This is a genomic window from Bradyrhizobium sp. Ken01 (assembly GCF_055807355.1).
Window position 1 is genome coordinate 291,140 of the sequence record NZ_JBVVPC010000004.1, and the last position, 11,973, is coordinate 303,112.

Genomic DNA, 11,973 nt, shown 5'->3' on the forward strand with positions numbered 1-11,973 from the left:
GATTCTCCCCTCCCATTCTCAGTCATGCCCCGGCTTGACCGGGGCATCCAGTACGCCGCGGCTTCTCGGCTCGAGCACGGGCGCCTCTGGAATACTGGATCGCCCGATCAAGTCGGGCGATGACACCGAGTGCTAGGTGGCGATTTCACCCGATCTCGGCCACGGCGGCAAGAATGCGGGCGATGTCCTGCGGGCGCGAGAGGCGATGATCGCCGTCCTGGATCATGGTCAGCACGACGTCGTCGGCCGGCAGGCGATGGGTCAGCGCGAACGCATGCTGCCAGGGTACGTCAGGATCCTGCGCGCCTTGCAAGATGCGAACGGGACAGCCGAGATCGATGGCGCTGCCGAGCACGAGATGGTTGCGCCCCTCCTCGATCAGATTCCGCGTGATCGGATAGGGCGAGCCGTCGCCATAGTCCGACGGTCTCAGCCAGACGCCTTTGGTCTCGATCTCTTTCTTCACCGCGGCCGGAAAATTCTTCCACATCAGCTCCTCGGTGAAGTCGGGCGCCGGCGCGATCAGCACCAGGCCCGCCAGCGAGGCCTTGCCAGAACGCTTTTTGATCTCGCGCGCGAGCAGCAGCGCCATCCAGCCGCCCATGGACGAGCCGATCAGGACTTGCGGGCCGTCGCAGAACCGCTCGAATACCGCGACACTTTCCTCGAGCCAGCGCCCGATGGTTCCGTCGACGAAATCGCCGCCAGATTCGCCGTGGCCGGAATAATCGAAACGGACCACGGCGCGGCCGTGGTCCCGGGCCCATTCGTCCAGTGCGACGGCCTTGCTGCCCTGCATGTCCGACTTGAACCCGCCGAGCCAGACCAGCCCCGGTCCTTGAGCAGATTCTTGATCAGATTTTTGGGCCGCGCGGCGGCGCACCGCGATCCGGCGTGCGGACGGGCCCTCGCCCACATCGATGAAGTCGAGCACGGCATCGGGAATTGCAGGGGTCATGGAACGTTTACTCTGGCTATGCAGTTTGAGCTGTCCGGTCGTGCTCCGCAGCGCCGCCGGAGGTCGACATTGGCCCTTTGGGACGCTTGCGGAACAGAAGCAAGGTGTCTATGTCGGTCTGCGTGCCCCGCCGTGGCCAAAATGCCTCGCATTTGAGGCTTTTTCGACCGCCGCACGAGCGATTGCTTGCCGGCAACCGTATCTTCCTGCAAAATAGCCGCCTCTTTTCATAACTTTGGAGAACCACCCATTCGCCGTCCCAATAAAGCCCCGCCCACTGCCGCCAAAGACGGGCCGCGCATCAATGACGATATTCGCAATGCGCAGATCCAGCTGATCGATCAGACCGGTGACAACAAGGGCACCATCGAGACCGTCGCGGCTATCCGCCTGGCCCAGGAAGCCGGCATGGATCTGGTCGAGATCTCGCCGAACGTCAGCCCTCCCGTCTGCAAGATCATGGACTACGGGAAGTATAAGTATTCCGCGCAGAAAAAAGCCGCCGAAGCCCGCAAGCGGCAGAAGATCGTCGAGATCAAGGAGATCAAGCTCCGCCCGATGATCGACGACCACGATTACGAAGTGAAGATGCGCGCCATGCAGCGGTTCTTCGAAGAAGGCGACAAGGTCAAGATCACCCTGCGCTATCGCGGCCGCGAAATGGCGCACCAGGAGATCGGCACCAAGCTGCTCGACAAGATCAAGACCGACGTCGCCGAGCTCGCAAAGGTAGAGCAGGACGCGCGGTTCGAGGGCCGTCAGGTCGTCATGGTGTTGGCGCCGCGCTGACGCCGATCCTTTGAATTCGCAAATTCAACGGCCCGTCCGGATCTCCGGCGGGCCGTTTTGTTTTCATGGGCACCCGTCCTGTTGGCGATAGTTACGTTCTCGTCGCCTGCCAGGTGCCGCTGCACTGATCGCCGGAGATGATACCCCTCCACGAACCGGCGCCGTTCACACCAGCGAGCCGGCCGCCGCCGCTGGCATGGGATGCCCCGACCGAGACCTGGACCGCCACGGCACCACTGCGATTGACCTTGCCGGAGACCCGGCCGCCGCCAGCGGACGACACCCGGCTGCCGGTGACGGTGAAGGGGACGCTGTAGCCCGAGCTGCAATTGCCGCGGGTGGTGGCGAAGGTGACGTTCCAGACGCCGTCATAGCCGCGAGCGTCGGCGGTGGCAGGAAAGGCGGCCGTGGCGAGCACGGCCAATAGCGCCAAGCGGCGTGGACGGGCAACATCAGTCGAAAACGAAAGCAATCGGGAAAAATGGGCCATTTTGGGTCCTGCTCCGGGCGACACGGCTCGGACATGAGGTTAGCAATTCCGGATAGTCGGCGGCTAGGTTCCACCGGTTCATCGTTGCCAATTCGCCCGTCCTCTGTCATAAGCCCAGCCTTCATTGCCCGGCTGATTAAGGGCTGCCGTGGCGGTGTCCGTGCGGGTTTCGCGCTTGTTCGTAAAACCTGAGCACAATCAACGCTCTAACGAGCATTTTGACGGCCAGCCGCCTTTGCGGGCGGATTTCTATGGCCATTAGGAGAGCCAAATGCCCAAGCTGAAGACCAAATCGGGCGCTAAAAAGCGCTTCAAGGTGACTGCCACCGGCAAAGTGATGTTCGCTCATCGCAGCAAGCGTCACGGCATGATCAAGCGGACGAAGAAGCAGATCCGGCAGCTGCGCGGCACCGCCGTGCTGTTCAAGACCGACGGCGACAACGTCAAGAAGTACTTCTTGCCGAACGCCTGATCGCGTCCAAGATCGTTCAAGATCATTGCCACCCGCGCCGCAGCTTCGCGGCGATCCGAACATCAAGTCACTTCTGAAGGATATTTGTCATGGCTCGCGTCAAACGCGGTGTGACCGCCCACGCCAAGCACAAGAAAGTCTACAAGGCCGCCAAGGGTTTCCGCGGCCGCCGCAAGAACACGATCCGCACCGCCAAGCCGGCGGTCGAGAAGGCTCTCGTGTATGCCTTCCGTGATCGCAAGCGCAAGAAGCGGACGTTCCGCGCGCTCTGGATCCAGCGCATCAACGCTGCCGTGCGTCCGTTCGGCCTGACCTACAGCCGCTTTATCGACGGCATGGCCAAGTCCGGGATCACCGTGGACCGCAAGGTGCTGTCGGATCTCGCGATCAACGAGCCCGCGTCGTTCCAGGCGATCGCCGAGAAGGCCAAGGCCGCTCTGGCGGCCTGAGCACGCCCGCGCTAACGGCCGGCTCCGCCAGCCTTCAGCGCGCGTTGCGAGTAGCGCTGGGCGATCTCCGCCCGGCAGAATGCCGTGAACGACAGATACATGGTGCCGGATTTATTCCGGTACTTCCGGTCGCACGCGCGCATCTCGCGTTGGTAAGCCTGTTTTCGCGCGGTGCTGAGGCCGGGCATGAAGTCCGCCTCGCATTTCTTCTCGACGGCGGCGCCGAGCTGGACATCGCCGCTCGCGGTCAATTGGCACTCCTGAAACATTTTCATCGCGCTTTCGCAGCCCTTCTGGGCAGCGATGGTGTCGACGACCTCGTCTAGCGTCATCGACTTCTCCATGCAGACCATGGCGCGCGCCGGGGTGCTCGCGACCAAGAGAACGACCGCGAGAGCAGCCAGACCGGATCTTGAGAGCATCGCGAAAGCCTCCTTGCATCCCCCTGGTGCCAAGCCCCCGCGCGAGGTTCAACCCAGCCGCTCGTCAGCCCGAAATGACCGGCTTTTCGCTTGACGTTACGGCCTTCTGGCGGCGACAACCCAGCCGAATTTGGCAGCAGGGATTTGACCGTGTCCGACCTCGCAATGCTCGAAACATCCATCCTCGACCAGATCGCCGCCGCCGACGACGAGGCCGCCCTCGAAGCGGTACGCGTCGCGGCCCTCGGCAAGAAGGGTTCGATCTCGGCGCTGCTTGCCACGCTCGGAAAAATGTCGCCGGACGAGCGCAAGACCCAAGGCGCTGCGATCAACCAGGCCAAGGACAAGGTCACCGAGGCGCTGGCCGCGCGGCGCGACGTCTTGAAATCGGCGGCGCTCGACGCGCGGCTTGCGTCGGAGACTATCGACGTCACCCTGCCGCTGCGCGAGGCGCCGGCTGAGGCCGGCCGCATCCATCCGCTGAGCCAGGTCTGGGACGAGCTGACCACGATCTTTGCCGACATGGGATTCTCGGTCGCCGAAGGGCCCGATATCGAGACCGACGACTACAACTTCACCAAGCTGAATTTTCCGGAAGGCCATCCCGCGCGCGAGATGCACGACACCTTCTTCTTCCATCCGAAGGAGGACGGCTCCCGCATGCTGTTGCGAACCCACACCTCGCCGGTGCAGGTGCGCACCATGCTGAGTGAGAAGCCGCCGATCCGCGTGATCTGCCCGGGCCGCACCTATCGCATCGATTCGGACGCGACCCACACGCCGCAATTCCACCAGGTCGAAGGTCTCGTCATCGACAAGCACTCCCATCTCGGCCACCTCAAATGGATCCTGCACGAGTTCTGCAAGGCGTTCTTCGAGGTCGATCACATCAACATGCGCTTCCGGCCCTCGTTCTTCCCGTTCACCGAGCCGTCGCTGGAAGTCGACATCCAGTGCCGCCGCGACAAGGGCGAGATCCGCTTCGGTGAGGGCGAGGACTGGCTCGAGATTCTCGGCTGCGGCATGGTGCATCCGAACGTGCTGCGCGCCTGCGGCATCGATCCCGACGAGTACCAGGGCTTCGCCTGGGGCATGGGCATCGACCGCATCGCCATGCTGAAATACGGCATCGCCGATTTGCGCCAGCTGTTCGACAGCGACGTCCGCTGGCTGTCCCATTACGGCTTCAAGCCGCTCGAAGTACCGACCCTCGCGGGAGGGCTGAGCTCGTGATGGGATCTGCGTCGACGAAAGCTCTCTCCGTTCCCTCCCCCCTTGTGGGGGAGGGGCAGGGAGGGGGGTAGCCGCGGATGCCGCACACAGTCGTCAGCGACCGTCAGCGCAGCAGAGCGAAACAGCTTCGCCGCGCGATGACGCGCGCCGAGACGCTGCTGTGGCGATATCTAAAAGCTAACCGGATGGATGGCGTTGGTATTCGTCGTCAGACGCCGATCGGAAACTACATCGCCGATTTCGTGTGCTTCTCATCAAAGATCATCATTGAGGTCGATGGGGAATCTCACGACTTCGAGGAGCGCCAAAAGGCAGATCAGCGTCGCGACGCGTTCTTCGCTGCCGAAGGATCTCAGGTTCTGCGCTTCACCAACGAGCAGGTGATGACGAGTTTAGAGGGAGTCGTGGAGATAATTCGCCAAGCGGCTTCCGGCGGAGCCCGCGGCTTACCCCCCTCCCTGACCCTCCCCCACAAGGGGGGAGGGAACACTAATACCGACCAAAGCAATTCAACCGACAAGAGCCGAGGCACGCAGCCATGAAATTCACTCTCTCCTGGCTGAAGGAACATCTCGACACCGACGAGCCGCTGGAGAAGCTCGCCGAGAAGCTCACCATGATCGGGCTCGAGGTCGAGAACATCGAGGACAAGGCGAAGGCGCTGAAGCCGTTCACCATCGCGAAGGTGATCTCCGCCGAGCAGCATCCGAATGCGGATCGGCTGCGCGTCTGTATGGTCGACACCGGCGACGGTGGCGCGCCGGTGCAGGTGGTGTGCGGCGCGCCGAATGCGCGGACGGGGCTTGTCAGCGTGTTCTCCCCGCCGGGCACCTACATCCCCGGCAAGGACATCACGCTCGGTGTCGGCACCATCCGCGGCGTCGAGAGCCGCGGCATGCTGTGCTCGGCGGCTGAATTGCAGATTTCCAACGACCATGACGGCATCATGGAATTGCCCGCGGACGCGCCGATCGGCGCGGCTTACGCCGCATGGGCCGGCCTCGGCGATCCCGTGGTCGAGATCAATCTGACCCCGAACCGGCAGGACTGCACCGGCGTGCACGGCATCGCGCGCGATCTAGCCGCCGCCGACATGGGCAAGTTCAAAGACCCCACCATCAAGCCGATCAAGGGCGAATTCCCGTGTCCGGTGAAGGTCACGGTTGAAGACGCCGCGCTCTGCCCGGGCTTCGCGCTGCGCCTCGTGCGTGGCGTGAAGAACGGCCCGTCGCCGGAATGGCTGCAGAAGCGGCTGACCGCGATCGGCCTGCGTCCGATCAACGCGCTGGTCGACATCACCAACTTCATGACCTACGACCGCGCGCGGCCGCTGCACGTGTTCGACGCGAAGAAAGTGAAGGGCAATCTCGTGGTGCGCCGCGCCCGTGACGGCGAGACGCTGCTCGCGCTCGACGGCCGCAGCTACAATCTCGATCCCGCGATTTGCGTGATCGCGGACGAGCACGGCGTCGAATCGCTCGCCGGCATCATGGGCGGCGAGGCCTCGGGGTGCGACGAGACCACCACCGACGTGCTGATCGAATCGGCGCTGTGGAACGAGATCAACATCGCCCAGACGGGGCGCAAGCTCGGCATCAATTCGGATGCGCGCTATCGTTTCGAGCGCGGTGTCGATCCGGCCTTCATGGTGCCGGGGCTGGAGCTTGCGACGAAACTGGTGATGGAGATGTGCGGCGGCACGCCGTCCGAGAACGTCGTGGTCGGCAAGACCTTCGGCGACGACCGCGTGATGGATTTTCCGGTCACCGAGGTCAAGCGGCTGTCGGGCATCGAGGTGCCGATGCCGGAGATGAAGCGTATCCTGACCCATCTCGGCTTCATGATGGCGGGCCCGGGCCCGGTCGTGAAGGTCGCGGTGCCGTCGTGGCGGACCGACGTGCACGGCAAGGCCGACATCGTCGAGGAAGTCGTCCGCATCTACGGCGTCGACAAGGTGCCGATGACGCCGTTCGAGCGCGGCGAGGACGCACGCAAACCCGTGCTGACCCCGCTCCAGCTCCGCACCCGCCGCGCCAGGCGCGCGCTGGCGAGCCGCGGCATCATCGAAGCGGTGACCTGGTCCTTCATCACCAAGCCTGCCGCGAAGCTTTTCGGCGGCGGCCAACGCGAGCTCGAGGTCGCCAACCCGATCGCATCGGATTTGTCCGACATGCGCCCGACCCTGTTGGCCGGCCTGATCGCGGCGGCGCAGGCCAATGCCGATCGCGGCTTTGGCGATGTCGCGCTGTTCGAGGTCGGGCAGGTGTTCAAGGGCGATCGCCCGCAGGATCAATTCATGGCGGCAAGCGGGGTCCGCCGCGGCTTTGCGTCGTCGCAGGGTCTCGGACGGCACTGGTCGGGTTCGGCGCAGGCTGACTTGTTCGACGCAAAGGCCGATGCGCTCGCGGTGCTCGCCGCCGCCGGCGCACCAATGCAGGCGCTTCAGATCGTCGCGGGCGGCCCGTCCTGGCTGCACCCCGGGCGCTCCGGCACGATCCAGATCGGGCCGCAGAACGTGCTCGGCTATTTCGGCGAGATGCATCCGCGCGCGCTCGAGGCGCTCGGCGCCGGCGGCCCGCTTGTCGTGTTCGAGGTGATCCTCGACCGCGTCCCCGAGGCGAAGAAGAAGCCGACCCGTGCCAAGCCCGTGATCGAGCTGTCGGCCTTGCAGCCCGTCTCGCGTGACTTCGCCTTCATTGTCGACCGCACCGTGAAGGGCGGCGACATCGTGCGCGCGGCCCAGAGCGTCGACAAGAAGCTGATCACCGCCGTGAACGTGTTCGACGTCTATGAAGGCAAGGGCATCGACGACGGCAAGAAGTCGATCGCGATCGCAGTGACGATCCAGCCGCGCGAAAAGACCCTGACCGACCAGGAGATCGAGGCCGTCGCCGCGAAGATTGTGGCGGAGGTGACGAAGAAGACCGGCGGCACCTTGAGAGCATGATCATGCTCGAGAAATCATAGAGCATGAATCTCACTGACTTTCTTCCGAAGGACGTCAGCCTCACCATTGCGATGGCGCTCTGCGCCGTCGCTTTCGTTTCGGGCACCGCGCGCGGCTTCTCGGGCTTCGGCTCGGCGCTGATCTTCATGCCGCTGGCGAGCAGCATCGCGGCGCCGCGTCTGGTTGCCGCGCTGCTCCTCGTGATCGATTTCGTCGCGGCCGCGCCACTGCTGCCTGACGCCTGGCGCAAGGCCGACCGCAAGGCCACCGCCGTGATCGTGCTGGGCGCGCTGGTCGGCGTGCCCGTCGGCACGTATTTCCTCAGCGTGCTCGAACCCGTCACGACGCGATGGATCATCTCCTGCTTCGTCGCCGCGCTGTTGCTTCTGCTGCTGTCGGGCTGGCGCTATCGCGGCAAGGACCAGGCCTGGCTCTCGGTCGGCATCGGCAGCCTGTCCGGCTTCTGTAGCGGCCTCGCACAGACCGGTGGGCCGCCGATCGTCGGCTACTGGCTCGGTCGCCCCATCGCCCCGATCGTCGCGCGCGCCAACATCTTACTGTTCTTCGGCGCGTCAGATTTTTTCTCGATGGTCAGCTACGCGACGACGGGCCTGATCAGCCGCGAATCGCTCGTGCTCTCGCTCATCGTCGGGCCGGTCTATGCGATCGGCGTCGCCTTCGGCGCGTCGCTGTTCGGCCGTGCCAGCGAAAAAATGTTTCGTGCGATTTGTTACGGGCTGATCGCGATAGCGGTGATCGCCGGGCTGCCGGCGCTGGATGGGGTGTTGCGCTAAGCCATCCACAGTCGTCCTGGCGAAAGCCAGGACCCATTACCCCGGTCAGCGCTATAGCGCGAAGCTGACAGCCCCAAGTCTTCGCCAAACTGCGCCCTGGGGTAATGGGTCCTGGATCTGCGCTTCGCTTCGCTGCGCTTGTCCAGGACGACGACTGAATTAGTTCCTCTGCTGCCGCGGCGCGCGCCGCTTCTTCGTCGACTGCGTCGGCACGTCGGCCGGCTCGTCCTTCAGCGCGCCGATCTTGCGTAGCGCTGCGTCCGCGGCGCGCTCGCCGCTTTCCCAGGCGCCATCAACGGTGCCCCAGAGCGTCTCGTGCGTGGCTTCGCCGGCGAGGAACATGTTGCCGATCGGCTCGGCCAGGATTTTTCGCGAGAGCTGACCGCCGGGCGAGGCCGCCGACATCGCGCCCATCACGAAAGGCGAGGCGTTCCAGCGCGTCACGCTGGCCTTCTGCACGGCGGCGGCGACTTCGCTGCCGAACAGCTTCGTGATCCATTCTCTGGCGAAGGCCGTCATCGCCTTCTCGCCTTGCCCGGACAGATCGCGGCCGAACGAGCCGCCGACATCGATCGAGCACAGCGAGGATCCCCCGATATTGGCGAACATCAGCGCCGTCCGCGTCGAGTTGCTCTGCTCGATCAGGATGTCGTCGCGCGACAGGCCGAGCGGATTGCCCGGCAGTTGCAGCACGATGTGATCGTAGCTTCCGAGCGTGAGCTTCGAGGCGGCATCGAGCGTGCGCTTGGGAATGTCAGGCCCGAACTTGATCGCGCCCGAAATCAGCACGTTGGTCGAGACCGTGATGATGGCGGCGCGTGCGGCGATCCTGCCGGCCTGTGTCTCCACGCTGACGTCGCGATTGCTCCAGACGATCCGGCTCGCCGGCGTCGACAGCGCGACCGGCGCCTGCTCACCGAGTTTGGTGATCAGGGTCCCCAGGCCCTGGCGGCAGGCGATCGCGGCGTTGCGATCCTGTGCCCGCGCCTTGTCGATCGCAGACAGCTCCTTCAGGTCCTTGCCGGCGAAGCTCGCGCCCAGCATGAACTCGGCCGCGCCGGCCCAGTCGCCGAGATCCTTCGGCAGCACCGAGGCGCAGGCGGTATCGAGCTTGCCACGCGCGGCCTCGTCGATGGCGCGGTTGGCACGCACCAGCGCCGCCAGGAACTCCTCGGTCTCGCCGGCCCGTGCGTTGCGGCGGCCGATGCGCATCTTCTGGCCTGACGGCGCCGGCAGAACGTCGAGCCCGGCGCTGCGCGCCAGTCGGATCATCGGATTGGTGTCGGGATTGTGCATCCAGCGCGCGCCGCGATCGAACGGCGTGTCGAAGGTGGTCGTATCCGTGATGCAGCGGCCGCCGATCTGCGACGCAGCTTCCACCACCACGACCTTGCGATTGGCCGCCATGATGCGCCGCGCCGCGGCAATTCCGGCCGCGCCCGCACCGATCACGACGATGTCAGCCTCCCGCGGCAGGGTTGCGGCGGTTGCGCGCAGGACCGGCATCGCGGCAAGGCCCGCCGATGCCGATAGGAAGCTGCGGCGCGTGATTGTCATGGCATGGTTTCCGGAGACTTGCAGCAAACGGGAACAGCTAGCGAACCTTGCCGTATCTGATGTTGCGCGGCAACCATCATGGTGAATCAATCGTACTTGACGTCACGGATCAATGAACCGAATTGCAACACGTTCCGACCATGGTAGAGAAGAGAAAAAGACGGCCGGAAAAGGCCGTGGGGGAGTTTCGAAATGGGGACGGTCCTGGATTCAGTCGGCAAGCTGATTGCCGCGTACCTCTCGAAGGAGGTGCCGGGCTATGAGCCGTTCACGCCGAGCGACCCCGAGCATCTGCGCGGCGTCATCGAGCCCGGCGACGTGCTGCTGGTCGAGGGCAACAACCGCATCTCGGGCATCATCAAATATCTGACGCAGTCGACCTGGTCCCACGGCGCACTCTATGTCGGCCCGATCGAGGGCGCGGAAGAGCCCGACGGCGAGCCGCACGTGCTGATCGAGGCCAATATCGGCGAAGGCGTCACCTCTGCGCCGCTGTCGAAATATTTCCCCTATCACACGCGCGTTTGCCGCCCGGTCGGGCTGTCCTATGAGGACCGCACCACGGTCTGCCGCTATGCGATCAATCGCATCGGCTTCGGCTACGACACCAAGAACATCGTCGACCTGATGCGCTTTCTGTTTCCGCTGCCGATCCCGCAACGCTGGCGGCGCCGCATGATCTCGATCGGCTCGGGCGATCCCACCAAGATCATCTGCTCGGCGCTAATCGCGCAGGCCTTCGACGCCGTGCGCTATCCGATCCTGCCGAAGATCACCAAGGCCGGCAGCCGTGCTGCCCGCCGCGAGATCCTGCATATCCGCGATTCCTCGCTCTACATGCCCCGCGACTTCGACATCTCGCCCTATTTCGAAGTCGTCAAACCCACCATCGTGCACGGTTTCGACTACACCGCCTTGCACTGGGCCGATAAGCAGAAGCCGCTCGAGGAGGTAGCCGGCACCTTCGGTGTGTTTCCAGAAACGTTCAGTGCGCCGTCGCTCGTTCCTGAAGCGATTGACGAAGAGGCGCCGCTTCCGGCTGAAGAAGTAAGCGTGCACCCAGCGGAGATAGTCGATCGCATCACCGTCTCGGAGCGATTTCGGCGGCTGAAGAAGCTGGCCATGGACCGCCCAAGGCGGCGCGGTCGGGCGCGCGAAAGGGCGGCGTAGGACTTCTGTTGTCCCGGCGAAGGCCGGGACGACGTGAAGGGAGATTGCGCGCGCCAGTATTGGCGAAACGCGTAAAACCTACCGCTCTGCCCGCCCAATCACCGCCATCAGCTCTGCGATCTTCTCGCGCTGGTCGGCCTTGTCGCCACTCGCGATCGCATGCTCGACGCAATGGGCGACGTGATCTTTCAGAACCTCTTCCTCGACCCGGCGCAGCGCGGCGCGCACCGCCGAGATCTGCGTGACGATGTCGATGCAATAGCGGTCCTCCTCGACCATTTTCGAGAGGCCGCGAACCTGCCCCTCGATCCGGCCGAGACGTTTTCCGACAGATGCCTTGATGTCCTTGCGCATGCGGACTATATACCCCCCTAGGGTATAGCTTGCAAGGCCGGAGCGTGGCAATGAACAACGCGGAACACGAGCACCGTCACAACGCGGAAACACATTCCGAATGCGGCCGTTCCAGTAAGGCTGCCCCGGTCGACCAGCCCGCGGCTGCGTCCTGCTGCGGCGCGCACGGCGGTCACGCGCATGGCCACGGCGCCGCGGCAAAAGTCCGCGATCCCGTCTGTGGCATGACAGTCGATCCCGCGACGTCCAAGCACCGCTTCGACCATCACGGCGATACCTTCCATTTCTGCTCGGCCGGCTGCCGCGCCAAATTCGCCGCCGATCCAGCAAAATATCTC

14 protein-coding genes are annotated in these 11,973 nt (G+C 64.3%); 9 read left to right on the forward strand and 5 right to left on the reverse strand.

Annotated features, from left to right (window positions below):
* Nucleotides 1–145 precede the first annotated feature (145 nt).
* On the reverse strand, nucleotides 146–958 hold the full coding sequence (locus tag AC0L3S_RS06915; RefSeq protein ID WP_473278524.1) for an alpha/beta hydrolase: 813 nt from the start codon (nucleotides 956–958) through the stop codon (nucleotides 146–148).
* A 249-nt stretch (nucleotides 959–1,207) separates the two neighbouring features.
* On the opposite strand from AC0L3S_RS06915, the gene infC reads away from it, so the two are divergent.
* Nucleotides 1,208–1,747: a translation initiation factor IF-3 gene (infC, locus tag AC0L3S_RS06920; protein ID WP_085349942.1), complete on the forward strand. Its 540-nt coding sequence runs from the start codon at nucleotides 1,208–1,210 to the stop codon at nucleotides 1,745–1,747.
* A 91-nt stretch (nucleotides 1,748–1,838) separates the two neighbouring features.
* Here infC and AC0L3S_RS06925 read toward each other — a convergent pair whose 3' ends face one another.
* Nucleotides 1,839–2,237 (reverse strand): hypothetical protein, encoded by a 399-nt coding sequence (locus tag AC0L3S_RS06925; RefSeq protein WP_473278525.1) that lies wholly within the window; start codon nucleotides 2,235–2,237, stop codon nucleotides 1,839–1,841.
* 271 nt (nucleotides 2,238–2,508) lie between these two features.
* Between AC0L3S_RS06925 and rpmI the strand changes: the two genes are divergently transcribed.
* Together rpmI and rplT are read left to right on the forward strand one after the other, a co-directional pair.
* Nucleotides 2,509–2,709 carry a 50S ribosomal protein L35 gene (gene rpmI, locus AC0L3S_RS06930; RefSeq protein ID WP_007598540.1) on the forward strand — a complete coding sequence of 67 codons (201 nt, stop codon included), beginning with the start codon at nucleotides 2,509–2,511 and terminating at the stop codon, nucleotides 2,707–2,709.
* 89 nt (nucleotides 2,710–2,798) lie between these two features.
* Nucleotides 2,799–3,158, forward strand: coding sequence for a 50S ribosomal protein L20 (gene rplT / locus AC0L3S_RS06935; RefSeq protein WP_007598538.1), 360 nt, complete (start codon nucleotides 2,799–2,801; stop codon nucleotides 3,156–3,158).
* An 11-nt stretch (nucleotides 3,159–3,169) separates the two neighbouring features.
* Here rplT and AC0L3S_RS06940 read toward each other — a convergent pair whose 3' ends face one another.
* Nucleotides 3,170–3,580, reverse strand: coding sequence for a hypothetical protein (locus AC0L3S_RS06940; protein ID WP_473278526.1), 411 nt, complete (start codon nucleotides 3,578–3,580; stop codon nucleotides 3,170–3,172).
* Nucleotides 3,581–3,730: 150 nt separating this feature from the next.
* Here AC0L3S_RS06940 and pheS point away from each other — a divergent pair, with 150 nt between their 5' ends.
* From pheS to AC0L3S_RS06960, 4 genes are all read left to right on the forward strand, one after another.
* Nucleotides 3,731–4,813, forward strand: a complete 1,083-nt coding sequence (pheS, locus tag AC0L3S_RS06945; RefSeq protein WP_473278527.1) for a phenylalanine--tRNA ligase subunit alpha — start codon at nucleotides 3,731–3,733, stop codon at nucleotides 4,811–4,813.
* Nucleotides 4,814–4,890: 77 nt separating this feature from the next.
* Nucleotides 4,891–5,355: an endonuclease domain-containing protein gene (locus tag AC0L3S_RS06950; protein WP_473278528.1), complete on the forward strand. Its 465-nt coding sequence runs from the start codon at nucleotides 4,891–4,893 to the stop codon at nucleotides 5,353–5,355.
* On the forward strand, nucleotides 5,352–7,760 hold the full coding sequence (gene pheT, locus AC0L3S_RS06955; RefSeq protein ID WP_473278529.1) for a phenylalanine--tRNA ligase subunit beta: 2,409 nt from the start codon (nucleotides 5,352–5,354) through the stop codon (nucleotides 7,758–7,760). Before AC0L3S_RS06950 ends, pheT begins: the two co-directional genes overlap by 4 nt.
* A 23-nt stretch (nucleotides 7,761–7,783) precedes the next feature.
* On the forward strand, nucleotides 7,784–8,554 hold the full coding sequence (locus AC0L3S_RS06960; protein ID WP_473278530.1) for a sulfite exporter TauE/SafE family protein: 771 nt from the start codon (nucleotides 7,784–7,786) through the stop codon (nucleotides 8,552–8,554).
* Between the two features lie 159 nt (nucleotides 8,555–8,713).
* Here AC0L3S_RS06960 and AC0L3S_RS06965 read toward each other — a convergent pair whose 3' ends face one another.
* On the reverse strand, nucleotides 8,714–10,111 hold the full coding sequence (locus tag AC0L3S_RS06965; RefSeq protein WP_473278531.1) for a flavin monoamine oxidase family protein: 1,398 nt from the start codon (nucleotides 10,109–10,111) through the stop codon (nucleotides 8,714–8,716).
* A gap of 192 nt (nucleotides 10,112–10,303) precedes the next feature.
* Here AC0L3S_RS06965 and AC0L3S_RS06970 point away from each other — a divergent pair, with 192 nt between their 5' ends.
* Nucleotides 10,304–11,281 (forward strand): YiiX/YebB-like N1pC/P60 family cysteine hydrolase, encoded by a 978-nt coding sequence (locus tag AC0L3S_RS06970; RefSeq protein WP_473278532.1) that lies wholly within the window; start codon nucleotides 10,304–10,306, stop codon nucleotides 11,279–11,281.
* 78 nt (nucleotides 11,282–11,359) lie between these two features.
* Here AC0L3S_RS06970 and AC0L3S_RS06975 read toward each other — a convergent pair whose 3' ends face one another.
* The gene (locus AC0L3S_RS06975; RefSeq protein WP_007598521.1) at nucleotides 11,360–11,635 is read right to left on the reverse strand and encodes a metal-sensitive transcriptional regulator; all 276 of its coding nucleotides are present in this window, start codon (nucleotides 11,633–11,635) and stop codon (nucleotides 11,360–11,362) included.
* Nucleotides 11,636–11,685: 50 nt separating this feature from the next.
* Here AC0L3S_RS06975 and AC0L3S_RS06980 point away from each other — a divergent pair.
* Nucleotides 11,686–11,973 (forward strand): YHS domain-containing protein (locus AC0L3S_RS06980; RefSeq protein ID WP_473278533.1); only part of this gene is annotated, 288 nt, incomplete at its 3' end.